The sequence below is a fragment of the Streptomyces geranii genome (genome assembly GCF_002954775.1).
Lineage (GTDB): Bacteria > Actinomycetota > Actinomycetes > Streptomycetales > Streptomycetaceae > Streptomyces > Streptomyces geranii.
Window position 1 is genome coordinate 70,149 of the sequence record NZ_PJME01000015.1, and the last position, 26,897, is coordinate 97,045.

A 26,897-nucleotide genomic window follows, 5' to 3' on the forward strand; every position below is an offset into this window, starting at 1 on the left:
CTTGGATGACCAGAGCTTGTGCGGTGATCCGTCCCAGCCGCCACAGTTGACGGGGCATCCGGAACGCTGGAACGTTCGCACGGCTCTGACCTGGGGGAATGTCCGCCGCCTGGAACGGTGGTCCGGGACGCGGAGAGAGGGAGGAACGGTGACGGGGGATGAGTTCCCGGAGCTGCTCGGCCGGTTGAAGGAGCGGTCCGGGCTCAGCTACGGAAGCCTCGGGAAGCGGCTGCACATGAGTGCGTCCACGCTTCACCGGTACGTCAACGGGGACGCCGTACCGACGGACTACGCACCGGTGGAACGGTTCGCCCGGCTGTGCAGGGCGACTCCCGAGGAGCTGGTGGAGCTGCACCGCCGGTGGATCCTCGCGGACGCCATGCGGGGCCAGCCGAAGTCGACCCCGACGGCCCCAGCAGCCCCGACGGCCCCTGCCGTTCCGGCGACCCAGGCGGCTCCGGATGCTCCTGCCGTTCCGGCAACCCCGGCCGCTCCTGCCGCCCCGCCGGAGGAATCCGTTCCCCCGGCCCGGCGCCGCCGTACCGTCGTGCTCGCCGGGGCCGCCGTGGTCGCCGCCGCCGTCGCCGCCGCGCTGGTGGTGAACCTCGTACCCGGCGAGGGGGCCGACGACCGGAGCGGGCAGCGGCCCGTGGGAGCCGTCGCCTCCGGTTCCCCGGGCGCCGGGCCCGCCGCCTCCGCCGTACCGACCGCGTCGAAGAGCGGATCGGCGACGCCGTCCGCGTCTCCCAGCAGCAGTTCTACGGTGTCCTCCTCGCCCGGTGTCTCCGCCTCCCGGAGCGCTGCCGCCGGGGTCGCGCAGGGCGGCGCCGGGGTCGAGGACGGGGCGACCGCGCCGACCGTCACCGTCAATCCGTACAAGTGGGAAGACCCGTGCGGCCCGCACGTCCTGATCGACCGGGAGCCCGACCAGGTGCCCCCGCCGCCCAACGAGCCGGACGCGCGCGGCTGGCTCACCGCGCTCGGCGGGGTCACCGCCGGTCAGCAGCTGGTCGCGCTGACCGTGCAGGGCACCGGTCAGGCCACCGTCGTCCTGGAGGACCTGCACGTACGGGTGGTGGCGAGGAACGAGCCGCTGGCCTGGAACGACTACCAGATGCACGACGGCTGCGGCGGCGGCGTGGACACGAAGGCCTTCGACGTGGACCTCGACGACGGGCGGCCCCTGGTCGCGCCCAGGTCGGGGCAGCGCGGCTTCCCGTACAAGGTGAGCGAGTCGGATCCCGAGGTCTTCTACGTGTTCGCGGACGCGCGGGCGTACGACGTGGGCTGGTATCTGGAGCTGGAGTGGTCCAGCGGGAAGCGGCACGGAATCCTGCGTGTCGACGACAACGGCAGCCCCTTCCGCACGAGCGGCAACGGCGGCCGGCCCTCGTACATCCACCGGAACGGTTCCTCCGAGTGGACGCGCGACGAGTACGCGCCCAACATTCCCGGCTGACCGCACTGACCGCACTGACCGTACTGAGGACGGTGGAGTCACCTACACCGGCGGCCGGGGAGGGTGCTCCCTCGTGCCGTCCGCCCGTCCGCGGAATCGTGGGTTCCCGTGAACCCGAACCGTCCCGGCCCCGCCGACGTCGCCGTCGCCGGCGCCGTCTTCGCCTGTGCCTTCCCCGGCAGTGTCTTCACCCTCCCCGGTGGGCCCGAACTCCCCTGGGAGCCGGGCGCGTTGCTGACCGGCGTCTCCTGCGTGGCGCTGCTCTGGTACCGCTGCCTGCCCCGGACGACCGTGGTGGTGACCGCCCTGAGCGCCACCGCCATGGTCGGTATCGGCCATGTCCTGTCGGTGCTGCTGCTCGGGCCGCTCATGGTCGCGCTCTACTCGCTGGCCCTGCGCACCGACCGCAGGACCGCCAACTCCTTCACCCTCGGCGGTATCGCCCTGCTGGTCGGCACGGCGTTCCTGGTCGGCCCCGCCGGTGAACCCCTGGTCCTCAAGCTGGGCGGGCCCGCCGCCTGGCTGCTGCTCCCGACCTCCCTCGGTACGGCGAACCGGCTGCGTGGCGCCTATCTGGAGGCGGTGCGGGCGCGCGCCGAGCACGCGGAGCGCACCCGGGAGGAGGAGGCGCTGCGGCGGGTCGCCGAGGAGCGGATACGGATCGCGCGCGACCTGCACGACGTCGTGGCCCACCATCTGGTCCTGGCCAACCTCCAGGCGGGCGCGGTGGCCCGGCAGCTGCCCGAGCGGCCCGTCGAGGCGGCCCGGATCGTCGCCGAGCTGACCGGCACCACCGCCGCGGCCCTTCGTGAACTCAAGTCTACCGTCGGCCTGTTGAGGCACTCTGACGACCGGGACCGGCCTACGGAACCCACCCCCGGCCTGGCCCGGCTGCCGGAGCTGGCGGCCTCCTTCGAGCACGCGGGGCTCAAGGTCGCCGTCCGTGTCGAGGGCGAGCCCCGGCCGCTGTCGGCGGGCGCGGACGTCACGGCGTACCGGATAGCGCAGGAGGCGCTGACCAACGTCACCAAGCACGCCGACGCCCGCTCGGCGGAGGTGCGGCTCGTGTACTCCGCGGTGGCCCTCGTGCTGACGGTCAGGGACGACGGGCCGGGGCCGGGGACGCGGACGCGCGCCGCGCCGGGCGGGGGGTACGGGCTCATCGGGATGCGGGAACGGGCCCATTCGGTGGGTGGGCGGTTCCGGGCGGAGCGCCGGCGCGAGGGCGGGTTCGAGGTGGTCGCCGAGCTGCCGCTCCAGACCTGAGCCCCCTGCTGCCGCTCATTGTGATCCACGCCACCATCCCACCTCCTGAATTAACTTGCGTAAGTCAAGCAATCCTGATTATGGTTGCGTAAGTCAAGTAACTGACTGCCTCCCCTCGCTGATCCCCCTCCTGGAAGGCCCGAAGCCATGTCCGACGCCCTTACCCGTCCCGCCGGAGCGGGGACAACCGCCCCGCCGCGGCCGAACGCCGTGGTGGCGGTGCTGGCCCTGGCCGGGATCGTCGTCTCGCTGATGCAGACGCTGGTCATCCCGATCGTGCCCGAGCTGCCGAAGCTCCTGGACGCCCCCGCGTCCGACACCGCCTGGGCGGTCACCGCCACCCTGCTCGCGGCCTCCGTGGCCACGCCGGTGGTCGGCAGGCTCGGCGACATGTTCGGCAAGCGCCGGATGCTGCTGGTCAGCATCGTGCTGCTGGTCTCCGGCTCGCTGGTCTGCGCGATGGCCGACTCCCTCGTACCGATGATCGTCGGGCGTGCACTGCAGGGCCTGTCCGCCGCGGTCGTCCCGCTCGGCATCAGCATCATGCGGGACGCGCTGCCCGCCGACCGGCTGGCCGGCTCCACCGCGCTGATGAGCGCCTCGCTCGGTGTCGGCGGCGCCCTCGGTCTGCCCACGGCCGCGTTCATCGCGGACCGCTGGGACTGGCACCTCCTCTTCTGGGTCTCCGCCGCGCTCGGCGCCGTCGCCCTCGTGCTGGTCCTGCTGATCGTGCCGGAGTCGAAGGTGCGTACCGGCGGCCGGTTCGACCTGGTCGGCACGGTGGGCCTCTCGGCCGGACTGATCTCCCTGCTGCTGGCCGTCTCCAAGGGCGGCGACTGGGGCTGGACCAGCGCCACCACGCTCGGCCTGGGCACCGCCTCCGTCGTGATCCTGCTGAGCTGGGGCTGGTGGGAGCTGCGCAGCCCGCAGCCGCTGGTCGACCTGCGTACGACCGTCCGCCCGCAGGTGCTGTTCACCAACCTCGCCTCGATCGCGCTCGGCTTCTCGATGTTCGCGATGTCCCTGGTCCTGCCGCAGCTGCTCCAGCTGCCTGAGCAGACCGGCTACGGCCTCGGCAAGTCCATGCTGACCGTCGGCCTGGTGCTGGCTCCGCAGGGCCTGGTGATGATGGTGATGTCGGCGGTCTCCGCGAAGGTCACCAAGGCCAAGGGCCCGAAGGTCACGCTGATGATCGGCGCGCTGATCGTGGCCGGCGGCTACGGCCTGAACCTCCTCCTGATGTCCGAGGTCTGGCACCTGGTCCTGGTCTCCTGCGTCATCGGCGCCGGTATCGGCTTCACCTACGGCGCGCTGCCCGCCCTGATCATGGGCGCCGTCGACCCGACCCAGACGGGCGCGGCGAACAGCCTCAACACCCTGATGCGGTCCCTGGGCACGTCCTTCGCCAGCGCCCTCGCCGGCGTGATCCTGGCCCAGATGACCACCGACTTCGGCGGTACGGCCCTGCCCTCCGAGAGCGGCTTCAAGGTCGTCATGGCCATCGGCGCGGGCGCCGCCCTGCTCGCCTTCTTCCTCGCCTCCTTCATCCCGCGCCACCGGGAGCCGGCGCGGGGCGCGGTGGCGGACAGCCCGGCGGGTACGCCGGAGGCGGAGACCGCGACGGTGAAGGCACAGGCGTAGGCGCTACGTCCACACAGGCGCCGTCCGCGCGAGAGGCCGCCGTCCGCACCAGCGGGCGGCGGCCTCGGCGTCGTTCCGGCCCGCCCTGGACCGGACCCGGACCGGTCAGCGCCAGGCCCCGGACAGGTCCCGGGCGACGACGGCGGTGAGGACCCGTACGCCGTGCGTCGAGGCCGGGTCGATGTCGGTGAGTTCGCGTACCCGGCGGAGGCGGTAGTCGAGGGTGCGGGGGTGGATGTTGAGGGCAGCGGCGGCGGGGCCGCGGTTCATGTCGTGGCGGTAGTAGGCGTCGAGGGTGACGAACAGGTCCGGGCCGGGTTCGAGGCGCCGGGCGGTCGTACGGAGCCAGTCGTCGACGAACGGCACCTCGGCGACGGCGAGTTCGACGAGTACGTCCGCCAGGGTGTGCGGTCTCAGTCGCGCGGACGCCCGCCGCAGCGGGGCCGCCCTGCTGATCCGCCGGGCCCGTTCGAAGGCACCGGCGAGACCGGTGAGCGGGGCGGTGGCGGTGCCGGCGGCGCAGGGGCGGGCGACGACGTCGGCGCAGTCGCGTAAGAGGTCGGGGACGGGGTCCTCCGGGGCGAGGGCGGGGGCGGGTGTCGTCGCGTGGCCCGGTGCCGTGCCGGAGACGGGTTCCGGTACCAGGGCGACCAGTTCACCCGCTCCGTACGCACCCGTGCCCGTACCGCTGCCCGTGCCTCTGTTTGTACCGCTGCCCGTACCACTACCCGGGTCCTCGCCCTCCGGGTACCAGGTGATCGGCACCTGGTGAGCCTTCACCAGTGCCTCGATATCGTTGTCCAGGTCGCCGGGGCCGACCGGGGCGACCGGGACGCGGATCACCAACACCGTGTACGCCTCGGCCAGTCGCAGGTCGGCGAGCTGGGCGAGTTCCGCCGCCGAGCCGTCCTCCGACAGCAACGCCCTTGCCAACAGGGAGACTTGTTCGACGTACGGCATCCGGCCGCGCAGCACCGACACGAAGCCCCTCCGGTAGGCGCCGATGCCGCGCTCGCCCTGGGGGGCGAACCAGCCCATGATGCGCATGAGTTCGTCGAGGTCGCCGCCGCGCCGGGCCTCCGTGGCCTCGTTGATCTCGCGCAGCATCAGCTCGGTGTGCACCCGCAGGATCTGCTGCCGCGCGGCCGGCGACATGCCCGCGTCGGCGCGCGCCTCGCCCATCGACGCGATGTAGGCGAGGTCGTCGTCGGTCAGCATGCCGTTGTCCGGGGCCAGTTCGACCGTACGGCGGCGGAACCAGACCGAGTACTCCAGGGTCTGCGCCCTGGTGCGGGAACTCGTGGCCAGGGACCCGAGTTCCGGTATCTCGCGCTCGTATGTCTCGACCTCGCGGCGGGCGTTGGTCGTCGCCCGGCGGGCCAGCTCGGCGAAAAGGCTCCCCATATGCGTGAGCATGGCAGCCGGGGTGAGGCGCCGACAGACGAAAACCGGACGGGCATTTATCAATCCGGGTGAAAGCGTGAAGGGTGTGCTGGTGGCGCGTTTGTCACAGTGCGCAAAGTTCCCGTACCAGGGCGTTCTTGTCGTCCGATCCGCTTGTGGGGGTGGTCCGGCCTGGGCTTAATGAGAACCGGGACGCGGCCCAGAGGGACCGATTCGAAAAGGACCAGATCGAATTCGCGGGGTCCGCCGACCGACGGTCTTCATTCAAACGGGAGGGTAACAATGCTGAAAGCACTGAATTCCGGGACCAGAAAGAGAATCGCGACGACGGTCGCCGTCATGGCCGCGGCGACCGCGCTCACGGTGAGCGCGCCGGGCGCCAGCTCCGCCGCGCCGGCCGCCGTGCCGAGCCTGCGGGCGTTCGGGATCACCGGTGACGGCACGATCATGGTGACGTTCACCACCGACAACCCGCAGGTGCTCAACTGGGTCCGGGCCGTCACCGGGCTCAGCGGCGACACCAAGCTGGTCGGGATCGACCACCGGGTGCAGAACGGTCTGCTGTACGGGCTCGGCGAGAAGGGCGGCATCTACACGATCACGACCCCGTCGCCCGGCGGCAGCGGCAACGTGGTCGTCACCAAGGTCTCCCAGCTCCAGGTCGCGCTCTACGGCACGGCCTTCGACATCGACTTCAACCCGGCGGCCGACCGGCTGCGGGTGATCAGCAACAACGGCCAGAACCTGCGGCACAACCTGAACGACGGTACGACGGTCGCCGACTCCGCCCTGAACATCCCGCCGTCGACGTCGGCGGCCGTGGGCGTGACCGGGGCCGCGTACACGAACAACGACCTGGTCGGCTCCACCGGGACCACGCTGACCGACGTGGACACCTACAACGACCAGATCGTCATCCAGTCGCCGCCGAACGCCGGCAACCTCGTGGCGACCGGGGGGCTCGGCTTCGACGCCAACCTCGACGCCGGGTACGACATCTTCAGCACCACCGTGGGCGGCAAGACCACCGCCAACACCGCCTTCGCCTCGCTGACTCCGTACGGGGCGAGCACGCCGTCCCTCTACGGCATCGACATCCTCACCGGCACGCCGACGGTCATCGGCCAGTTCCCGCTGAACATCACGGACATCACGATCACCATCAGCGGCAGCTGACGCTCGGCCTCCGCGCGCTGCTCTCGCTCCGCGCGCTCCTCGTGCTCCGCGTGCTCAACCGCTCGCCGCGGCCCCGCTGTTCGGGGTCGCGGCGGGTGCGGTTCCGCCGTCACCCGGCGGTGGCGGCGACCCGGAAGCCGACGGTCGGGTAGCGGCCCGACGGGTCGCGGCCCTCGCCCCGGTAGACGGCGGTGCAGCTGTTGAGGTTGGCGTACCAGGAGCCGCCACGGATGGCGTTGACCTGCCGGCCCATCTCGCCGCCGTGGGTCGCGGTGATGACGGAGGTGGTCCACTCCCAGCAGTTGCCGCACAGGTCGAGGAGACCGGCCGCGCTCGCCCCGCCCGGGTAGGCGGTGACGGGGGTGGTGTAGCCGCCGGTGTCGGTGAGGGCGTCGTAGACGTCGGTGTAGACGAAGCCGGTTCGGCTGGCGGTGACGTTCCAGCCGGCGACGGTTCCGGTGGCGCCGATGGAGAGGATCTCGGAGATCGGGAGGCTCTGCCCGTAGAGGGCGGACCCGCTGTCGGTGTAGGTGGCCAACTCGCCTCCGTGCTCGGCGAGTTCGTAGGCCGCGCAGACCGCCATGTAGTTGTAGTCGCTGGTCAGCACGAGGTCCGCGTAGGTGGTGCCCGCCGTGTCGCCCCAGGGGTAGGTGAGGGCGTCGGGGCCGGAGGCGGCGTACTCCCACTCGGCCTCGCTGGGCAGCCGGAAGGTCCAACCCTCCGCGTCCGCCTGTCCGTTGAGCCAGGCGCAGTAGGCGGTGGCGGAGTCGAGGGAGACCGTCAGCACGGGGTGGTCGGCCTTGCCGTCGGGATAGGTGCCGCCGTCCCAGTAGGGCGGGGCCGCCTGGCCGGTGTCGGTGACGAAGTCCAGGTACTGGGCGTTGGTGACCTCGTGGACGCCGAGCCAGTAGTCGGCGCCGATGGGTGAGGCCTCGCCCGAACCGGCGGTGCCGGCGAGGTCGGTGGCGAAGACGAAGTCCGGGTTCGCGGAGATCCCGGCCAGCTCCTGACCGGCGGCGGTGGTGGTCTCGGCGGCGGTCTCGGCGGTGCTTGTCCGGGTGGCCGCGGTGGAGGGCCGTACGAGCGCTGCCGCGCCCGCGAGGGTGAGAAGGGCGAGGAGAGGCCTTCTGCCGATACCGGGGGAAGTCGGGCGCATGGCAAACAACTCCTGACGGCTCCTGGGGTGATGGTGTCGCGCGTCGCGCGCAGCCCTGATGCTCCATCAACTCCCATGAGCTGTCGACACTTTGGGCTGTAACAGTCCCCTGAGAGGAGCCTGTGAGCGCAAAGCGTCGACAGCACGCGGCTCAGCGTGAAGGTAGGCCTGGAGGGTCAGGCGCCCAGCGTCCCCCGTACCGTCGTCGCGAGTTCGCCGACCGCGACGACCAGCGGGGTCACCGGCTGGACGAACTCGGTCAGCCGGTCCAGGGCGCGGCGCAGCACCGTCGGCTGCGGCTCCTCCTCGTCGAGTTCCTCGCGCAGGCGCCGCAGTTCGCGGTCGGTCGCCTCGGGGTCGGCCAGCGCGGCCCGATGCTCGGACAGCAACTGCTGGACGTGCACGAGGAGTTCGGCCGTACGGGCGGCGGCCTGCGCCGGGTCCTGGGGCTGGAAGGCGACCGAGCCGGAGAAGGCCTGGGCCTGGTGGCCGATGGCCTGGTTGCCGACGTAGTGGGTACCGCCGTTGATCACCAGGCCGTTGTTGACGGGCGGTTGGGCCACATGAGGCCCGAGGTCACCACGGCCACTGTCACCGCTACTGCTGCTGACCACGAAGTTCCCCTCCCCTCTCTACTGTTGATCTCTACTTCTGGGCGGTGGTGCTGGCGGCGGCCGGCCCGGGCTGCTGCGGAAGGTTCTGGGTGGCCTTGGCGCCCGCGCCGATCGCCTGGTTGCCGACGATGCTGGTGCCGCCCTGCTGGATGACGCCCTGGTTGAGGATGGTCTGCTGCTGGGCGCGGAAGTCGGTGGTGTCGTAGCCGCGCGCGTCGAGGAACTCCCGGATCGCGACGAGGGTGTGGCGCTGCACCGCCGAGGTGATGCGTTCGGCGTCCACGACCTGGAAGTAGTTGTGGTAGGTCGGGCTGAGCGCCATCTCCCGTACGCTCAGCCGGGCGCCGTAGTCGAAGGCCGGGTCCTGCTCCATGGCGGTGAGTTCGTCGACCAGCCGTCTGCCGCGCCGGGACTCGAAGAGGGCCTGGTCCATCGCGCGGGAGGGCGCCCCGAGGAACGCCGTGGCGGTACGGCCGACGGCCTCGGCCACCAGCCCGCGCTCCCGTTCCGGGGTGAGCGGGTCCCGCAGCCGGTCGACGGCGTGGTAGGCGGCGGCCACCGGGCCGAGGACGTGGTTGCTGCAGTGCACGTGCAGGGTCCGGCCCTCGACGGAGAAGTGCAGGAACACGCTCGGCACGACGTCCCCGCCCCACAACGGCACATGGACCGCGAGGTGGTGGCGGACCGTGCCGGTCGGGCGCAGCACGATCTCCTCGACGGCCTCGGCGGACAGCCGTACGGTCGGGGTGAGTTCGGCGGGCGCGATGAACCGGCCGTCGTCGCCGATGGTGGCGCCGTTCACGAAGACGCGGTCCTCGACGGTGAGGGACCGAAGGGTCTCAGGCACGGCGTCCGCGACCCCACCCCCGTTGCCGTTGCCATTGCCGTTCGCACCGCTCTCGGTGCCCGCGCGGGCGGCGACCTCGCGCAGCTGTTCCCGTACGTGGTCGACGAGTTGGACGGCGGTGAAGGCCTCGGGCCCGCCCGGCCGGGAAGCGACGCGCGGTCCCGCGCCGACGGGGTCCTCGGCGGGCAGCAGCGGCACGGCGAGCGGCCAGTCGGAGGCGGCCCCGGCGTAGCCGATGAACGGCGCGAACCCGCTGTACACGGTGACGTTCCCGTTCTGCGCGGCCCTGACGACCGCGAGCCGCTTGGCGATCCAGGACTTGGACGGTACGGGCGGCAGGGGCCCGCGGCCGAACTTCTCGCGGGTCATGCTGGAGCGCAGCAGCCGGTCGGTGCCGAGGTCGTGGCGTACGACGGTCGCGTAGGCGAACAGCACCGCGCCGACGGACGCGAACACGGCCGGGATCCCGGCGAGATAGGCGCCGAGCAGCCAGGCGGCGAAGCCGGGCAGGTCCTGTGCGGCGAGGCTGGAGGCGAGGTAGAAGGCGTACACGGTCAGCACGGCGGCGGCGATCCCGGCGCGCACGAGGGAGCCGCTGCCGGTCTGCTGCCGACCGCGGGAGGCGAGACCGGGCCGGGCGCGTCCGGCCAGCGCCGCCAGCCAGAGGAACACTCCGCTGAACACGAGCCACAGCGGCGCGAACACCGCGACGACCCCGAACGCCCCGGCCAGCCGCAGATCGCGTTCGCGCCTGATCTCCTGTGCGGCCAGGCAGTGGTGGGCCACGGCCACCAGGTCGACACCGGGCGAGGGAGCCACCGCACCGGCCTCGTCGGACAGGACGTCCTCCACCACCCGGCCGGCGAACCCCTCGTCGACGTAGGCCGCGGCGCACAGATACCGGGTGACGTCACCCGGCGCACTCCCGACCGGCATGTACGTCTGCGGGGTCGTCGTCATGGTGGCAGCTCCCTTTCTCCGACGGGGCGTTGGACGGGACAGTGCACGGAACGGCGTATGCAGGCCGGACAGCCCGACGGTGAGCAGGGCGACCAGAACGCCGACGACCAGCCCGAACGCGAGGGGCGCGTGCAGGAGTTCGGTACGCAGCCAGCCGTCGGGCAGCTCAAGCCCGTCGACGAACGTCTCCAACATCCACCACCGCACCAGAGCCACGGCTTCGGAGACGAGCACGACGACGAGCAGGCACCGCCCCCACCCGGCGGTGCCACGCGCCCGCAGCCTCTTCATCGCCAGGGCGAGCCCCAGCAGCAGCAGTACGACGCTGATGTTCTGCACGACGACCATGGAGGAGCCGAGGTAGTCGATGTACTCGTCGGCGGAGAAGTCCCACCGGGGGACGAACGCCCCCTCGACGAACCAGCGCGTGACCTCGTCGTCGTAGTGGTCCACGTAGTAGTCGCCCACCTGCCGCTGCCCCCAGGGGCTGCCCACGACAAGCAGGAACAGACACAGCAGGCCGATGCGCCCGCGTAAGGAGGTTCCGGATCTGGACACGGTCCATCGAGGCATCAACACGTGGCGTTCCCCCTGTCGCCGTCCCCCGCGGCCCGTGGCCGCACCCTATGGCTATCCCCGCTCCCGACGATCGGGAATCCGGGAACTGACGTGCTCCAAGGGTCAGTTGTGGCCACGGACCGCCGCCCCCTACTGCTACTGCTGCGTAGTGAGGTAGGCCCGCTCGATCGTCTGGACCAGCGTGTTGCCGGACCGGTCGGTCAGCTTGGCGCGCAGGGAGACCGAGCCCGGTGCGGCCGGGTGGGTCAGTGCCAGGTGTGTGCCGCCGACGGACCTGGCGTGCTGCCATGTCGCGCCGTCGTCGTAGCTGACCTCGAAGGCCAGCTTCGCGGGCCGTTGGCCGGCCGCCGCGCCCTCGACCGTGAAGGGCACCGAGAACCGCTTGCCCGCCTTGGCCGCCGCCGTGCTGGACAGGCTCAGGTCGGGCGAGAAGCGGACCACCGACAGCGGCAGCCTGGTCGTCCCGTCCTCCGGTGTGGTGGCGGAGCGGAAGGTCCACTCCGCGCGCACGCGCGTGGAGACCGGATACACCGCCGGATCACGGGAGTCGTCGACCGTCAGCTTGTAGGTCGTGTCCGCTGCCGGGACCGTGTACTCGGTGATGCCCTCGCTCGGCAGGATGCCGTAGTCGTCCTTGATCTCCTTGCCGTCGGCCTCCAGGGTGCCGGTGATCGCGGTGGTGTCGCTGATGCCCCAGTGCCCGGCGCCGTCGCCGAACAGCGGCAGGTAGGCGCGGATGACGTTGCCGTACCGCACGACCCCGGGGAATCCCCGTTCCGGGCCGAGGTCGCCTGCGGCGGGCAGGGCCGGGCCGAAGACGCCGACGTTGAAGCGCTCGCTGTAGGTACGGCCGGCCTGCCAGTTCCTCGGCATCCGCATCAGGAAGTTCTCCCAGACGGTGTCGTGGCCCTCGCCGCTGGTCTGCCAGCTGCGGAAGGACCACTTGACGTCGCCCGCGAGGACGTAGTCGGTCGTGCTCAGCGGCAGGGTGCCGCGCAGGTCGTGGTCGGTGAAGATCAGCTCCCCGTCGGGGGTGTGCGGCGACACCTCGACCTGGACGCGCCTGCCCTCGACGGGCACGCCCACTTGCAGGTCGACCTTCGCGAGCTGCTCGCGCCGGACGTCGGCGGTGAAGCCGTCCAGTCGGCCGGCGCGGTTCCAGCCCAGGTGGTAGGTGACGGGCCGGCCCGCGTCGTCCGCACGGGTCCAGTCACCGGCGAACACCGCGGACATGCCGTCCGCGCCGGTGTCCTCGCCGAGCTGCCCGAACCGCGAGCCCTGGAAGGTCGGCAGGATGTACTGGTAGCTGCCCGGGCTCAGGTCCCCGCCCCGGTCGTAGCTGAAGAAGACGGTGGCCTCGGTGTTCTCGGCCGCCGCGTCGGGCACGGTGACCTCCACCGGCCGCGCCTTGCGCCCGTCGACGACGACGGTGGTGTCCTCGTCCAGGCTCAGCCTCGGCTGCACCAGCATCGCGTGGGTCGCGGACTCGTACGACGGATGGATCACCCCGCCGAGCGTGTACTCGCCCTTCGGTAGCCGCACGGTCAGCTCGCCGTCCCGCTCGTCGGCGTAGCTCTCGTAGAAGTCGCCGTCGAGATCCGCGACGGAGGTGACGGCGTCGCCGGTCGGCGCACCGTTCTCGTCGAGATGCCTGAGGGTCAGGCTGTACGACTCCACCTCGCGCTCCACGCCCACAGCGGTACGCACCTGTGTCGTGCCGTCGGCGGAAGTGGCCTGAACCGAACCGCCGAAGGAGCCGTCGGCCGTACCGGCCCGGCTGTCGGCGGTGACGGAGGCGCTCGCCTCGCCACCCGCAGGGACGGTGATCCGCCCCGGCGACACCGCGAACATGCCCTCGGCGGCGGGCTTGCCGTCCACCGCGAGCGCGTCGACGGCCAGATCGAGGGTGACCGGTTCCGTACCGAGATTCCGGTACGTCACCTGCTTGGTCACCGGGGTGTCGTCGCCGTGCGGCCACTGCTGGAGCCCGAAGTCGAGCGGCTGCTGCTGCTCGGTGACGACGCCCTGCTCCAGCGCCCGCACCAGATCCGTACGCCCGGTGCCCTGCTGGAAGGAGCTGTACGAGCCCGGCGCGGCCGACCCGGTCAGCACCGCCTTGATGCGCTCGCCGGTCCAGTCGGGGTGCTGCTGGGCGAGGATCGCGGCGGCGCCCGCGACATGCGGGGTCGCCATGGAGGTGCCGTCGAGGGTGAGGTAACCGGGTATGTCGGAGGGGTACCACTCCTCCAGCACGCTGCCGGAGGCCGCGGCGGCGGTGATGGCGACGCCGGGTGCGGTCAGGTCGGGCTTGACCCCGCCGTCCCCGACCCGGGGGCCGCGGCTGGAGAAGTCGGCAAGCGCGTCGGCGTCGTCGACCGCGCCCACGGTGAGCGCGGCGGCGGCGCTGCCCGGCGAGCCGACGGTGCTCTCGCCGAACTCGCCCTCGTTGCCTGCCGCGATGACGAAGAGCGAGTCGGACTCGGCGGAGAGCCGGTTGACCGCCTCCTCCATCGGGTCGATGCCGGGCAGGTCCGTGCCGCCGAGGCTGAGGTTGACGACATCGGCGCCCTGCGCCACCGCCCACTCCATGCCCGCGATGATCCCGGAGTCGTAGCCGCCGCCCTCGTCGTCGAGCACCTTGCCGTTGAGGATCCTCGCGCCCGGCGCGACACCCTTGTACTTGCCGCCGGACCCGGCGGGAGTGGCGGCACCGGTCCCGGCGGTGATCGACGCCACGTGCGTGCCGTGGCCGAACCTGTCGGCGGTGCCGGACGCGGAACCGGTGAAGTCCTGCTCGGCGACCACCTGACCGGTGAGATCGGCGTGCGCCTTGTCGACACCGGTGTCCAGCACGGCGACCTTGACGCCGGTGCCGTCGTACCCGGCGGCCCAGGCCGTCGGCGCCCCGATCTGCGGCACGCTCTTGTCGAGGCTCGCCTTGCGCCGCCCGTCGAGCCACACCTTCTCGACGGCGGTGGCCGCGGTGAACCCCGTCGCCGTCCCGTCGGTCACGGCGTCCCAGAAGTCGGCGGCGCGCTTCTTCACGGGCCGCATCGCCTTCCCGTTGACCACCGGAAGCGCCCGCCCGAGCTTCGCCCCGGCCCCGGTGAACGGGGTCATCGAGGGCGCCTTCTTCCCCCGGAAGGTGACGATCAGCGGTACGTCGGTACGGCCCGCGTCGTCGTACCCGTCGGCGACGAGCTGCGTGACGTCGAACAGCCGGGCGTCCAACCTGCCCTGCGCCAGCAGCAGTTCGGCGTCCCCGGGGACGACCCGGGTGTGCCCGTCGACCACCCGGACGGTGAACGGCACCCGTTCCCTGCCCGCCGCCCGCACCACACCGGTGGCCTGTCCGGCACCGTCGACCAGGACCTGGTCACCGGTGACCAGCGTCACCGTCTTCACCGCCCTGGCCGTACCGGCCGCGGTGACACGGCTCGCGTCCTGCGCCTCGGCACCCGGCATCCCGGCCAGCAGCAGGGCCGTGGAAGCCACCCCCGCCGCCACGACCGCACGCTTCGATCTCGCGTGTAACTCCATCTGAACTCCTGACACTTGGGAATCGAAAGGCTTCGCGCCAAGAGACGGACGGGGGTGGCACCGGGTTGGAAAAAGATCCGGCGTGTATCTGACGGAAGATCACCGGATGATCGCCCGCGGGACGCCCTCCTCAGCCATTCGGCCAGTACAGAGGCGGTAACGGTCCACAGGTTCCGGCCGTTAGGCCGAGGCGGGGGTGCCCTCGGGGGCAGCAGATTGGGCTACCGGGCCCCACGGGGGTGCACGGGGTGACACGAGCCGCAGAGGAGTCGGACATGACGAGGACACCACCGCACGGCGCACGGCCGAGGCGGCATCTGGCGCGGGTCACCACGCTGGCCGTGGCCGCGCTGATCGCCACGCAGTGGCTCGCCTCGGCGGCGGGTCTCCCCGCCCACTGACCGGAACGCAACTCAGGAGAGCAGGGCGGCATGACGAACGGGACGGCAATTCGGGTGGTCGTCGTCGACGACCAGGACATGGTGCGCTCGGGATTCGCCGCGCTGCTGTCCGCGCAGAGCGACATCGACATCGTGGGCGAGGCGCCCAACGGCAGACTCGGGGTCGAGGTCAGTCGGCACACCCACCCCGACCTCGTGCTGATGGACGTACGGATGCCGGAGATGGACGGCCTGGAGGCGACCCGGCAGCTGCTGGCCCCGCCGCGCGGTGTCGTCCACCGGCCGAAGGTGCTCATGCTGACCACCTTCGACATCGACGACTACATCTACGAGGCGCTGCAGGCCGGCGCCAGCGGCTTCCTGCTCAAGGACGCGCCGGTCGCCCAGCTGGTGCAGGCGGTTCGGGTGATCGCCGCCGGTGACGCGCTGCTCGCGCCGTCCATCACCCGGCGCCTCATCGAGGACGTGGTCCGGCGCCGCGCCACCCCGCCCCGGACCGCCCGGCTGCGCCTGAACGGCCTCACGCCCCGGGAGCGGGAGGTGCTGACGCTGGTGGCGCGGGGCCTGTCGAACACGGAGATCGCGCAGCGGCTGGTGGTCGCCGAGCAGACCGTCAAGACCCACATGACCCGGCTGCTCACCAAGCTCGGCGCCCGCGACCGGGCGCAGCTGGTCGTCCTCGCCTACGAGTCGGGGCTCATCGTGCCGGGCGCCTCGCCGACCTGACCCTCATCTCGCGTTGTCATACCCAGGTGTGAGGTCCGAATTGGCACCTGGGTGTGATGTGCGGCCCGGTACCCGCGCTCCAGCATCACCGAGTCCCGACCACGGATCGGTTTCGCAGGAGCGTGACGCATGCACCACCAGCCCATCGACCCCCGCAGCACGGACGCGCGGCCGGCCGCCGGCCCGGCCATCGACCTCGACCACATCAGCCGCCTCTACCGCACCTTCGCCGAGGACCTGGACCGGGCCCGCGAGCGCCAGCGCGCCCTGCTCGCCCCGCCCGCCTCGATGAAGGCCCAACTGGACGACATAGAGGCGGAGATCACCTATCTCCTGCTGCGCGAGGCCCGCCCGGAGACGGTCGTGGAGATAGGCACCTTCCACGGCTGGTCGACCACCTGGATCCTGCGCGCCCTGCGTGACAACGGCACGGGCCACCTCCACTCGTACGACATCGTCGACCACGTCGTACGAGAGGTGCCGGACGCCCTCGCGACGGGCCGCTGGACGTTCACGCAGGGGGACGCGCGGAAGAACGCGGAGCGGATACCGGCGACCGCCGACTTCCTGTTCATCGACGCGGCGCACTCCGCGAGCTTCGCCCGCTGGTACGTCCGCGAGCTGTTCCCGCGCCTGCGCCCGGGCATACCGGTGTGCGTCCACGACGTCTTCCACGGGCGCAGGGCGCTGCCGTTCACCGAGGGTGCGGTCGTGCTGCGCTGGCTGGCGGAGCGGGAGAACACCTGCTTCACCGCCTCCCGGGCGCGCGCCCCCGAGATCCACGACCGGCTCAAGGACGTCAAGCGGTCCCTCGCCCTGGGCCATCCCGTCCGCGAGAGCACCGACAATCCGATGATCTTCTTCACCCTGCGCTGAGGTCCGTCCACCGCCCCCTACCAGGGTGCTACGCCGAGGTTGGCTCCCCGGTGTGACGCGGGCCGGCCTCCCCACTCCCTACCTTCCGCACATCGACGAAATCTCGGGAAGCACGGGAATCACGGGATGCACGGGATGCACGGGAAACGGGGAGGCACATGATGAAGCGTCTGCGGCGCAGGCTGGTCGTCTGCGCGCTGGTGCTGGCCACGATCGCGGGGACGGCGGGCTGGGCGGCGGGCGATGTACAGACCGCCGTCACGGGCCCACCCCCGGGCACGGCGGCCTGGGCGGCCGACCGAACCCTGGGCAGCCGGCTGCCGGACCCGCAGTCGACCCCTCCGGCGCGGATCGCCCGCTTCTTCACCACCCTGACGCCGGCCCGCCGGACAACCCTGGCCGCACACCACCCCCTGATCGTGGGCGACCTGGACGGCGCCCCACCCGAACTGCGGTACGAGGCGAACGCCCGCGCCCTGACCATCGAACGCGCCCGCGAACTGACCAGCGCCACGGCCCGGTCCCGGGCAAGAGCGGCGGCATACGCCGAACTCCTCGCCCCCGGCCGCCAGATCCTCGCCTTCGACCCCCGGGGCCGCGGACAGCTCGCCGAGGTGTACGGCGACCTGCGCACCGCCCGCCGGATCGCGGTCCTCGTACCGGGCTCCGACACCGACCTGGCCTCGTACGACGCGGCGGCCCGGATGGCCCGGAACCTCCGCGCCGAGATGACCCGGCTCGCGCCCGCGGACCACCCGGCGGTGATCGCGTGGGTCGGCTACACGACCCCGGTGGGCGTCGGCTGGGACGCGGCGACCGGACACCTGGCGGAGGAGGGCGCCCCGCGCCTGCTCCGCTTCCTGGACGGCCTGGCGGCGACGACCCGCCCGGCCACCCCACCCGCCCTCTTCTGCCACAGCTACGGCTCGGTGCTGTGCGGCATCGCCGCCCAGCGGCTGACCGACCGCCAGGTGTCCGACCTGGTGGTCGCGGCCTCCCCCGGCATGCGCCTGGCCCACGCCGGCCAGGTCCCGGTCGGCGCCCGGTCCCACCTCTGGGCGACGGCCCGGAACACGACGGACTGGATCCGCTGGGTCCCCCCGGTCGAGCTGTTCGGTCTCGGTCACGGCGCCGACCCGGCGGACCCGGACTTCGGCGCCCGAGTCGTGTCCTCGACCGGCGCGAAGGGCCACACCGGCTACTTCGACCCGGGCACGGCCTCACTGCGCAACTACGCGGACATAGCGGTCGGCGCCTACGCCTCGATCACCTGCGCCCCGACGACCACGTCCGACCAGGAGAACTGCCGCCATGGGCTCACCTGACACCCGCAACCCACCACCCACGACTCGCCACACCCCCCTGTCCCCGGCCACCGCACGGCGACACCCCGCGACCGCCACCACAACCATCGCGGTGGCCGCCGCAGCAGCCGCCGCCCGCATAGAGCGCCACACCCCCGCCCACCGGGACCGCGCCCTCGACGGCCTACGGGCCCTCGCCCTGGTCTCCGTCCCCCTGGGCCACTGGCTGCTGGGCGGCCTCACCCTCGGCCCCGGGGGCGAGCTGCACAACTCCAGCCCACTGACCGCGTTCGGCTTCCTGGCCCCGGTGAGCTGGGTACTGCAGACGCTCGGCATCTTCTTCCTCGTCGGCGGCTGCGCCTCGGCCCTGTCGCTGCGCCGCTCGGCCGGACGCGGAGTGCCGACGGACGTCTGGCTGCGCGGCCGGCTGGCCCGGCTCGGGCGCCCCGTCCTGGGGGTCGCGGCGGTGTGGGCCGTACTCCTGCCGGTGCTGTACGCGGCCGGGGTACCGGCCGGGACCCTGCGCACCGGGGTGGTGCTGGTGGTCCAGCCGCTGTGGTTCGTCGGCATATACGTGCTGGTGACGGCCCTGACACCGTGGTGCGTGCGCGCGGCGCGGAGATACGGCGCGTGGTCCGCCGTACCGCTGCTCGCTTCGGTCGCCGTGATCGACCTGCTGCGCTACGGCCCCTGGACGCAGGCCGTGCCGTCCTGGCTGGGCCTGCTCAACCTCGGCCCGGGCTGGCTGTTCGCCTACCAACTGGGCGTCTGCTGGGGCGAGGGACGACTCGCGATGCGCGGGGCGTGGCGGCTGCTGCTCGGCGGTGGGGCGCTGTTCGCCGTACTGCTCCTGGCCTTCCACTATCCGGCGAGCATGGTCGGCGTACCGGGCACGGCCCGCACCAACTCCCACCCGCCCTCGCTGCTCGTGCCGGCGCTGGCCTGTGCGCAGTGCGGCGCGGCGATCCTGCTGCGGGACCGGCTCGACGCGCTGCTGCGCCGAAGGCGCGGCCTGTGGGCGGTGGTCGTGACGGTCAACCTGGCCGCGATGACGATCCTCTGCTGGCACCAGACGGCCCTGCTCACCCTGGCGATACCGGGCTCGTACACCGGCATCCCGATACCGGGCCTCACGACTCCCCCGGACACCACCACCTGGATACTCGCCCGACTGGCCTGGCTGCCGCTCGTCGCCGCCACCCTGCTCGGCCTGGTCCGCCTGACCCACCGCTTCGAAGCGCCCTGGACCGGGATACGGGGGCCATGGCGGGTGGCGGTCGCGGGGCTGGCGGGGGCGTTCGCCTGGTACGCGCTGACGGTCGTCTGACCAGGCCGGACCGCCCGCAGTACCCGATGCGAGCCCGATACGAGTCCGGTGTGCACCCGGTGTGCGCCACGTCTCACCGCCGCGCTGTTACGCCAGGAGCGCCTGCGGTGTCTCCATGCCGAGTCCACAGCACTAGGGAGACATCATGAGCGGGAACCGGAACGGGACTGTCGAGGTGGTCGTCGTCGGTGGCGGGTACGGGGGTGTGACCGCCGCCAATCGGCTGGCCCGGCGGGACGGGGTCTCCGTGACGCTGGTCAATCCGCGGGCCGAGTTCGTCGAGCGGATCCGGCTGCACCAGCTCGTGACCGGCTCCGACGACGCGGTTCAGGGGTTCGGCCATGTGCTGGGGGCCGGTGTCCGACTGGTGGTCGACACCGCGACCCGGATCGATGCCGCCGAGCGACGGGTGGTGCTGGCGGGCGGTGACCCGGTCCCGTACGACTATCTCGTCTACGCCGTCGGCAGCGGGGCCGCCGATCCCGGGGTGCCCGGAGCGGCGGAGTTCGCCCACTGGGTGTCCGACCTGGAGGGGGCCGAGCGGCTGCGGGCGACGCTGGAGGAGGCGCCCGAATCGGCGGCGGTGATCGTCGTCGGGGCCGGGCCGACCGGGCTGGAGACCGCCGCCGAGCTGGCGGAGACCGGGCGCAAGGTGACGTTGGTGTGCGGTGCGGTGCTCGGTCCCTCGCTGCATGCCCGGGTCCGCCGGCCGGTCGCGCGTCGGCTCGCGCGGCTCGGCGTGACCGTCCTCGAAGGTGCCGGTGCGCAGGTGACGGAGGTTACGGCCGGTGGCGTGCGGCTCGGTGACGGGCGGGAGGTGGCCGGTGCGGTGACCGTCTGGACGGCGGGGTTCCGGGTGCCCGACCTGGCCGCCCACAGCGGGCTGCGTACCGACAGCGCGGGGCGGCTGCTCACCGACGCGACGCTGACCAGCGTGGACGACGTGCGGATCGTCGCCGCCGGGGACGCGGGGGTGATGCCGGAACACCCGTTCCGGATGAGCTGCCAGGCCGCCGTGCAGCTGGGCCCGGCCGCCGCCGACACGATCCTGCGCCGGATCGCGGGGAAGTCGCCCGCTCCGGTCCGGATGTTCTTCGCCGGGCAGTGCCTCAGCCTCGGCCGGAAGGAGGGCGTCACCCAGTTCTCCTACCCGAACGACAAGGTGAACGCGCTCAGCATCAGCGGGCGGACCGGGGCCGGCGTCAAGGAGGTCGCCTGCCGGTTCACCCTCAACAAGCTGGTGTCCGGGGCACGCAAGGCCGGCCGCAACGCCGGTCAGCAGGCCGGTTCGCGCCCGGACCGCGACGACACCACCGACCGCCCGACACCGTCGGACGCCCGGCCCGCCGCCTAGGGTCGGAGCAACCGGCATGGGGGACCTGGACCTACCGCGAGAGAGTGACACCCACGACATGGACGCCGACGACCACGTCACCGACCCTGCCCCCGACCTCAACCCCGACTCCGTCACCGACCCGGCCACCGACGTCTTCGTCGAGCACCGCGACCTCCTCTTCACCGTCGCCTACGAGATGCTCGGCTCGGCGGCCGATGCCGAGGACGTCCTTCAGGAGGCCTGGCTGCGGTGGGCGGAGGTCGAGCTGGCTCAGGTGCGGGACCCGCGGGCGTATCTGGTGCGGATCACGACTCGGCAGGCGCTCAATCGGCTGCGCACGCTGAAGCGGCGCAAGGAGGCCTACGTCGGGCCCTGGCTGCCGGAGCCGTTGCTCACCGCGCCGGACGTGGCCGAGGACGTCGTACTGGCGGAGAGTCTGTCGCTGGCGCTCATGTTCGTGCTCGAAACCCTCTCGCCGACCGAGCGGGCCGTCTTCGTACTGCACGAGGTCTTCGACTTCGGGTACGACGACATCGCGGCGGCGATCGGCAAGAGTCCGTCCGCCGCACGTCAGACGGCCTACCGGGCCCGGCGGCACGTCGACGCCCGACGGCCGCGGACGCCGGTGTCGGCGGCGGAGACGCGGGCGGCGCTGGAGTCGTTCCGGCTGGCGCTCGCGACCGGGGATCTGCAGGGGCTGCTCGATGTGCTCGCCCCGGACGTCGTCTTCGTCAGCGACGGCGGCGGGCTGAGGCTTGCGGCGCTGAAGCCGGTCGTCGGCGTCGACAAGGTGCTCCGTTACATGGCGGGCAGCGCGGGCAAGGCCGGTGGCGTCCTCACCGGTGAGCCGACGACGGTCAACGGCAACCCGGGGCTCGTCCTGCGGGTGGACGGCGTGATCGACGGCGTACTGGCCGCTCGGGTGGAGAACGCCCGCGTCACCGCCCTCTACTACGTCCGCAACCCCGAGAAGCTCACCCGTGTCGAGTCCGAGACCGCTCTGACCTCCCGTTGACGGGGAGGTGGGCGGGGCCGGGCAGTGGCGGGCCGTGGCCCGTCCCCGCCCGGCCCCTGTCGGGAACCGCGTCCGGCGCCGGTCTCAGACGTCGAAGTCGCGTTCCCGGGTCTCCGGCAGCGCCAGCAGGCACAGCAGGCTGACCAGGCAGAGGCCGCCGGTGTAGAAGCCGAGGACCAGTGGCGATCCCCAGTGGCTGTTCAGCCAGGTCGCGACCGACGGGGCGAAGCCGCCGCCGAGGGTGTTGGCCAGGATGAAGGCGGCGGAGGCGCCGGTGTAGCGCAGCCGGGCCGGGAACAGTTCCGGGAGGAAGGCCGCCACCGGGGAGAACATCAGGGCGAGGAACATCAGGCCGACCGTGTAGGCGCCGGTGATCACCAGGCCGTTGCGGGAGCTGAGCGAGGCGTACATGGGTATCGCCCAGACCACGCAGCCGACCGCCCCGGCCAGCATCAGCGGGCGGCGGCCGATCCGGTCGGACAGTCTGGCCACCGGGAGGGTGATGGCGATGCCGGCCGCCGCGCCGATGCTCGCCGCCGTCAGCATCGTGTTGCGGGGGATGCCGAGTTCCTGTGGGCCGTAGGACAGGCTGTAGACGATCGTCAGGTAGTAGACGGCCGAGCCGCCGATCGCCGCGCCGGTGCCGAGGAGCAGCCGGCCGGGGTACTGCCTGACGAGCGTGCCCAGGGGGAAGCGGGGCTCGGACCTGGACTCCGGCCGGGGCGCCTGCGCGTTCTTCGTCGCCTGCGCCTTGAAGACCGGAGACTCGGACACCGTCGCCCGCACCCACAGGCCGACCGCGACCAGCACCGTGCTGAGCAGGAACGGGATGCGCCAGGCCCAGTCGGTGAAGGCCTCCATGCCCACGATGTTCATCGTCGGCAGGATCACCGCGGTGGAGAGCAGGAAGCCGAGCGAGGGGCCGATGTTCGGAATGGACGCGTAGAGCGCGCGGCGGCCGGGTGGTGCGTGTTCGGCGGCGAGGAGCACCGCCCCGCCCCACTCGCCGCCCATGCTGACGCCCTGGAGCAGACGGAGTGTCACCAGCAGTACGGGGGCGAGGAGTCCGGCGGTCTCGTACGTGGGGAGCAGGCCCACGCCGACCGTGGCCACGCCCATCAGCAGCAGCGAGACCACCAGCGCCTGTCTTCGGCCCAGCCGGTCGCCGATCGTGCCGAACAGGACGACGCCGAGGGGGCGGGAGAGGAAGGCCGCGGAGAAGGTGAGGAACGCGGCCAGGGACGAGAGGGTCGCGTTGCCCGAGGGGAAGAAGGCGGGGCCGAGGACGAGTGCGGAGGCGGTGCCGTACACGGCGAAGTCGTAGTACTCGATCGTCGTGCCGACCAGACTCGCCACGGCGACCTTCGGCGCCTCGGTCTTTTCCGACCGTTGTGGGGAAACGGTCATTGTCGGTAATTCAGGCATGGGGGGTCACTTCCAGGTCCTGAGAGGGGTCCTGATTGGGGAGGGGAGTCACCCTAATCATCGAAATTCAATTTCGACAAGAAACGATTCCTGTCAGTTGGCTGTCAATGTTTAGCTGGATATTCATGCCGCCAGCCGTATAAAAATTTACCGACGGTTACACCTTGCCAACCGCCAGTCACACGAGAATGCTCGTGATCGCTTAACTTGAAAGTTCTACAACCATCGATTTTCGGACACGGAGAATCACAATTCCCATGCTGAAAACGGGCAAGCAATTACGCTTGAGAAGACTTTCGCTCGCGGGTGACGACCGACATCTGCTCGTACCGCTCGACCACAGCGTTTCGGACGGTCCAATCGTTCCCGCCGACAAATGGGACGACCTGCTGCGGGCCCTGGTGGCCGGCGGTGCCGACGGGATCATCGTCCACAAGGGACGCGCCCGCTCCTTCGCGCCGGACATCCTGAAGAGCTGCGCGCTGGTGGTGCATCTCAGCGCCAGTACGTCCTGTTCCGCCGACGTCCACGCCAAGGTGCTGGTCTCCGACGTCGAGGAGGCACTGACGCTCGGCGCCGACGCGGTCAGCGTCCATGTGAACATCGGCTCGGACACCGAGGCCCAGCAGCTGGCCGATCTGGGGGCGGTGGCCCGGTCCTGCGACGCGTGGGGCATGCCGCTGATCGCCATGGTCTATCCGCGCGGCCCGCGCATCGAGGACCCGCGCGACCCCGCCCTCCTCTCCCACCTGGCCAACGTCGCCGCCGACCTGGGCGCGGACATGGTGAAGACGTCCGTCGCGCTGCCGGTGGAGCGGATGGCCGAGGTCGTCGCCAACAGTCCGATTCCCGTCCTCGCGGCGGGCGGCCCACCGGACGGCTCCGATCTGGTCGAGTACGGCACCGCCGTGATGGCCGCCGGGTGCCGGGGGCTGGCGATCGGCCGCCGGATCTTCTCCCACCCGGCGCCCGCAGCGCTGGTGTCCCGGCTGTCCGCGGTCGTGCACGGCGACGGGCTCTCTACTGACATGCGCATGACTGATTACTCGACGATCGTGGCAGGAGTGGCATGAGGTTCGCATGGATCGACCTGCGTGAGGTTCCCCGTCCGCAGCTCCAGGCGGTGGTGGACACGGCAATCCACGCCCGGATGGCGGGAGTTGTCGCCTCCGACGCCGAGTTGCTGGGGACCCTGCCGCCCACTGTCACCCGGGTGCTGGTCTCCGAGGGCGGAGTCCCGGTCCCCGCCGCCGCCGTGAAGAAGTCCGGCGACAAGGAGGCGAAGCCTGGCGACAAGGACTCCAAAGCTCCTTCCGGCGCCGGGATCGACGTACTCCTGCGGAAGTTCTCCACCCAGGACGAACTGGACGCCCTCGCCGCCGAACACCGTGCCAGCCCCGCGAAGAGCGGTGGTGACCGGCAGATCTCCGGGTTCATCGACGTACGGGACGACCGCACCCTCCAACTGTCCTGCGCCGGCGCCATGGTGCTGCCGTACACGGTGATCCACTTCGCCGACCCGACGAAGATCCCGCTGGAGATCGTGCTCGCGGCGGCCGAGTCCGCCGAGGGCAAGCTGGTGACGGTGGTCGACGGTCTCGAGGAGGCGGCGATCGTCTTCGACGTCCTCGAACGCGGCTCGGACGGCATCCTCTTCACCCCCCGCAGCGCCGACGAAGTCTTCGCGCTGGCCCGCCTGTTGGAGGCGACGACGCCCCAACTGGAGCTGTCCACACTGACCGTGGAGAGCATCCGGCACGTCGGGCTCGGCGACCGGGTCTGTGTCGACACCTGCTCGCACTTCGAGGAGGACGAGGGCATCCTCGTCGGCTCCTACTCCTCCGGGTTCGTGCTGTGCTGCAGCGAGACACACCCGCTGCCGTACATGCCGACCAGGCCGTTCCGGGTCAACGCCGGTGCCCTGCACTCGTACACGCTCGGCCCCGACAACCGCACCAACTACCTCAGCGAGGTCGGCTCGGGCAGCGCGCTGCTCGCCGTCGGCGCCGACGGGCGGACCCGGCGGGTCGTCGTCGGGCGCGCGAAGCTCGAATCCCGGCCGCTCCTTGAGATCCGTACGCACGCCGAGGACGGCCGACTGGTCAGCCTGACCGTTCAGGACGACTGGCACGTACGGGTGCTCGGCCCGGGCGGCAAGGTCCTCAACGTCACCGAACTGCGCACGGGCGACGAGTTGCTCGGGTACCTGGCCGCCGACAAGCGCCATGTCGGGCTGCCCATCGGCGAGTTCTGCAAGGAGGTCTGAGGTTCGATGGGCGAACTAGAGGGCGCGGACGCGGGGTCAGGGGTAGGAGCAGGAACAGGGGCAGGAGCTGCGGCCGAGCGACCAGGATCGGGTTCAGGATCGGGTTCGGGATCGGACCTCGCCGATCTCGTGGGGCAGCTGTTCGACGCTCACGACGACCGGTTGCCCTATCTGACACACCAACAGGAGACGGTCACCCGCGGCGAGTTACGGCAGCGGGTGGTCAAGCAGGCCGCGGTCTTCGCCGGGTACGGCATCGGGCCCGGCTCCACCGTGGGGCTGCGGACTCCGCCCAGTTTCACGCAGATCGAGGTGCTGCTGGCCCTGTGGCAGCTCGGTGCACAGGTGCTGCTCTTCGACTTCCGGCTCAAGCCGCCCGAGGTGGCCGCGCTGTGCGGCTCGTGCCGGCCGCAGTTCATGGTCAGCGCCGGGTCCAACGTCCGGGCCACGTTCGGTTTCCGGTCCGAGTACGAGGTCCTCACCGAGCGGCGCCGGAGCGGACTCCCCGCGACCACCGGGCACCGGCTCGTCCAGTTCAGCTCGGGCTCCACCGGGCGGCCGAAAGTCATCGGCAGGACGGCCCGTTCGCTCGCCACCGAGGTGGACCGGTTCGCCGGGGTGCCTGGCATGCCGGGCAAGGGCGACCGGCTGCTGCTGCTCAGTTCGACCGCGCACAGCTTCGGGCTGATCGGCGGCCTGCTGTACTCCCTGGCCGCCGGCGTCTCCGTCGTCTTCGCGCCCCGCGTCTCCGCCCGCGACATCCTGCGCACCGCGCGCGAACACCGGATCACCGCCGTGTTCGGCGTCCCCGCGCACTACGAACTCCTCACCGCCGCACCCGAGTCCGGCCCCACCGAACCAGAACTGCCCGACCTGCCCGAACTGCCGGACCTGCGGGTCGCGATGTCGGGCGGCGAGATCATGCCCCCGCGGGTCGCGGCGGGGTTCGCACGGCGGTACGGCGTCGGGGTCGGCGAGGCCTACGGGACGACCGAGACCGGCATCGTCGCCATCGACGTCGGCGGCACACTCCGTCCGTCCGTCGGGCGGGCGGCGCCCGGTGTGGTGGTCCGCGTCGAGCGGGGCGAACTGGACGTCGCCCTCGACGAGTCCCCGTATCTCTTCGACTCCGGCGGCACCCAGTACGCCGACGGCTGGCTGCACACCCGCGACCGCGCCGAACTGGACGCCACCGGTGCGGTGTTCGTACGCGGGCGGGCCGACTCCCTCGTCGTCATCGGCGGACTCAAGGTGGATCTGACCGAGGTGGAGAACGTACTTCGCGAGCATCCGGCCGTCGAACAGGCGGTGTTGGTCCACGAGGACGTGACCGAGGCGTATGTCGCGGTGCGGGCGGGGGTGGAGCGGCCCTCCGCCGAGGAATTGGTGCGGTGGTGTCGGGAACGGGTGGCTGATTACAAGGTGCCTCGGGTTGTGCGGGTTTTGGATGCGTTGCCTCGTACGCCCAATGGGAAGTTGGTTCGGCAGGCTGCGTTGTTGCGCTCCGCCGGGTAACGCGCTTCCGCAGGATGTCTGTTGTCCGCGGGTTCGTTGTGGCTTGTCGCGCAGTTCCCCGCGC

General features: G+C 71.5%; 20 protein-coding genes. 14 read left to right on the forward strand and 6 right to left on the reverse strand.

The window, feature by feature from the left end; all coding sequences use genetic code 11:
* Positions 1-148: 148 nt before the first annotated feature.
* From CW359_RS21250 to CW359_RS21260, 3 genes are all read left to right on the forward strand, one after another.
* The gene (locus CW359_RS21250) at positions 149-1,459 is read left to right on the forward strand and encodes a helix-turn-helix domain-containing protein (protein ID WP_105971654.1); all 1,311 of its coding nucleotides are present in this window, start codon (positions 149-151) and stop codon (positions 1,457-1,459) included.
* 108 nt (positions 1,460-1,567) lie between these two features.
* Complete coding sequence (locus CW359_RS21255; protein ID WP_105971655.1) at positions 1,568-2,725, forward strand: sensor histidine kinase; 1,158 nt, start codon at positions 1,568-1,570, stop codon at positions 2,723-2,725.
* 147 nt (positions 2,726-2,872) lie between these two features.
* On the forward strand, positions 2,873-4,366 hold the full coding sequence (locus tag CW359_RS21260; protein WP_105971656.1) for an MFS transporter: 1,494 nt from the start codon (positions 2,873-2,875) through the stop codon (positions 4,364-4,366).
* 105 nt (positions 4,367-4,471) lie between these two features.
* Here the strand turns inward: CW359_RS21260 and CW359_RS21265 are convergent, their stop codons facing one another.
* Positions 4,472-5,770 carry a PucR family transcriptional regulator gene (locus tag CW359_RS21265; RefSeq protein ID WP_105971657.1) on the reverse strand — a complete coding sequence of 433 codons (1,299 nt, stop codon included), beginning with the start codon at positions 5,768-5,770 and terminating at the stop codon, positions 4,472-4,474.
* Positions 5,771-6,109: 339 nt separating this feature from the next.
* Here CW359_RS21265 and CW359_RS21270 point away from each other — a divergent pair, with 339 nt between their 5' ends.
* Positions 6,110-6,946, forward strand: coding sequence for a DUF4394 domain-containing protein (locus CW359_RS21270; protein ID WP_198655319.1), 837 nt, complete (start codon positions 6,110-6,112; stop codon positions 6,944-6,946).
* Positions 6,947-7,055: 109 nt separating this feature from the next.
* On the opposite strand, the gene CW359_RS21275 is transcribed toward CW359_RS21270, so the two are convergent.
* The 4 genes from CW359_RS21275 to CW359_RS21290 form a co-directional block, all read right to left on the reverse strand.
* The gene (locus tag CW359_RS21275) at positions 7,056-8,102 is read right to left on the reverse strand and encodes a formylglycine-generating enzyme family protein (RefSeq protein ID WP_105971659.1); all 1,047 of its coding nucleotides are present in this window, start codon (positions 8,100-8,102) and stop codon (positions 7,056-7,058) included.
* Between the two features lie 176 nt (positions 8,103-8,278).
* Positions 8,279-8,716, reverse strand: coding sequence for a DUF5955 family protein (locus CW359_RS21280; protein WP_232838500.1), 438 nt, complete (start codon positions 8,714-8,716; stop codon positions 8,279-8,281).
* Between the two features lie 31 nt (positions 8,717-8,747).
* Positions 8,748-11,081, reverse strand: a complete 2,334-nt coding sequence (locus CW359_RS21285; protein ID WP_332874988.1) for a hypothetical protein — start codon at positions 11,079-11,081, stop codon at positions 8,748-8,750.
* 156 nt (positions 11,082-11,237) lie between these two features.
* Positions 11,238-14,642 carry a S8 family serine peptidase gene (locus tag CW359_RS21290; RefSeq protein ID WP_105971662.1) on the reverse strand — a complete coding sequence of 1,135 codons (3,405 nt, stop codon included), beginning with the start codon at positions 14,640-14,642 and terminating at the stop codon, positions 11,238-11,240.
* A 275-nt stretch (positions 14,643-14,917) separates the two neighbouring features.
* On the opposite strand from CW359_RS21290, the gene CW359_RS47140 reads away from it, so the two are divergent.
* The 7 genes from CW359_RS47140 to CW359_RS21320 all read left to right on the forward strand — a co-directional run bounded on the left by CW359_RS47140 (position 14,918) and on the right by CW359_RS21320 (position 21,627).
* Complete coding sequence (locus CW359_RS47140; protein ID WP_269805604.1) at positions 14,918-15,043, forward strand: hypothetical protein; 126 nt, start codon at positions 14,918-14,920, stop codon at positions 15,041-15,043.
* Between the two features lie 30 nt (positions 15,044-15,073).
* Positions 15,074-15,769, forward strand: coding sequence for a response regulator (locus CW359_RS21295; RefSeq protein ID WP_105971663.1), 696 nt, complete (start codon positions 15,074-15,076; stop codon positions 15,767-15,769).
* Positions 15,770-15,898: 129 nt separating this feature from the next.
* Positions 15,899-16,645, forward strand: a complete 747-nt coding sequence (locus CW359_RS21300) for a class I SAM-dependent methyltransferase (RefSeq protein WP_105971664.1) — start codon at positions 15,899-15,901, stop codon at positions 16,643-16,645.
* 158 nt (positions 16,646-16,803) lie between these two features.
* Positions 16,804-17,970, forward strand: coding sequence for an alpha/beta hydrolase (locus tag CW359_RS21305; protein WP_408647503.1), 1,167 nt, complete (start codon positions 16,804-16,806; stop codon positions 17,968-17,970).
* Positions 17,957-19,276: an acyltransferase family protein gene (locus tag CW359_RS21310; RefSeq protein ID WP_232838501.1), complete on the forward strand. Its 1,320-nt coding sequence runs from the start codon at positions 17,957-17,959 to the stop codon at positions 19,274-19,276. The genes CW359_RS21305 and CW359_RS21310 overlap by 14 nt, the downstream gene beginning before the upstream one ends.
* A 145-nt stretch (positions 19,277-19,421) precedes the next feature.
* The gene (locus tag CW359_RS21315; RefSeq protein ID WP_105971665.1) at positions 19,422-20,630 is read left to right on the forward strand and encodes an NAD(P)/FAD-dependent oxidoreductase; all 1,209 of its coding nucleotides are present in this window, start codon (positions 19,422-19,424) and stop codon (positions 20,628-20,630) included.
* Positions 20,631-20,688: 58 nt separating this feature from the next.
* Positions 20,689-21,627 carry an RNA polymerase sigma-70 factor gene (locus CW359_RS21320; protein WP_105971752.1) on the forward strand — a complete coding sequence of 313 codons (939 nt, stop codon included), beginning with the start codon at positions 20,689-20,691 and terminating at the stop codon, positions 21,625-21,627.
* 84 nt (positions 21,628-21,711) lie between these two features.
* Here the strand turns inward: CW359_RS21320 and CW359_RS21325 are convergent, their stop codons facing one another.
* Positions 21,712-23,052, reverse strand: a complete 1,341-nt coding sequence (locus CW359_RS21325; protein WP_105971666.1) for an MFS transporter — start codon at positions 23,050-23,052, stop codon at positions 21,712-21,714.
* A gap of 257 nt (positions 23,053-23,309) precedes the next feature.
* On the opposite strand from CW359_RS21325, the gene CW359_RS21330 reads away from it, so the two are divergent.
* From CW359_RS21330 to CW359_RS21340, 3 genes are all read left to right on the forward strand, one after another.
* The gene (locus CW359_RS21330; protein WP_105971667.1) at positions 23,310-24,125 is read left to right on the forward strand and encodes a 2-amino-3,7-dideoxy-D-threo-hept-6-ulosonate synthase; all 816 of its coding nucleotides are present in this window, start codon (positions 23,310-23,312) and stop codon (positions 24,123-24,125) included.
* Positions 24,122-25,318 carry a 3-dehydroquinate synthase II family protein gene (locus tag CW359_RS21335; RefSeq protein WP_105971668.1) on the forward strand — a complete coding sequence of 399 codons (1,197 nt, stop codon included), beginning with the start codon at positions 24,122-24,124 and terminating at the stop codon, positions 25,316-25,318. Before CW359_RS21330 ends, CW359_RS21335 begins: the two co-directional genes overlap by 4 nt.
* A 162-nt stretch (positions 25,319-25,480) precedes the next feature.
* Entirely contained in the window at positions 25,481-26,833 is a 1,353-nt protein-coding gene (locus CW359_RS21340; protein WP_232838503.1) for a class I adenylate-forming enzyme family protein, read from the forward strand.
* The last annotated feature ends 64 nt before the right edge of the window (positions 26,834-26,897 follow it).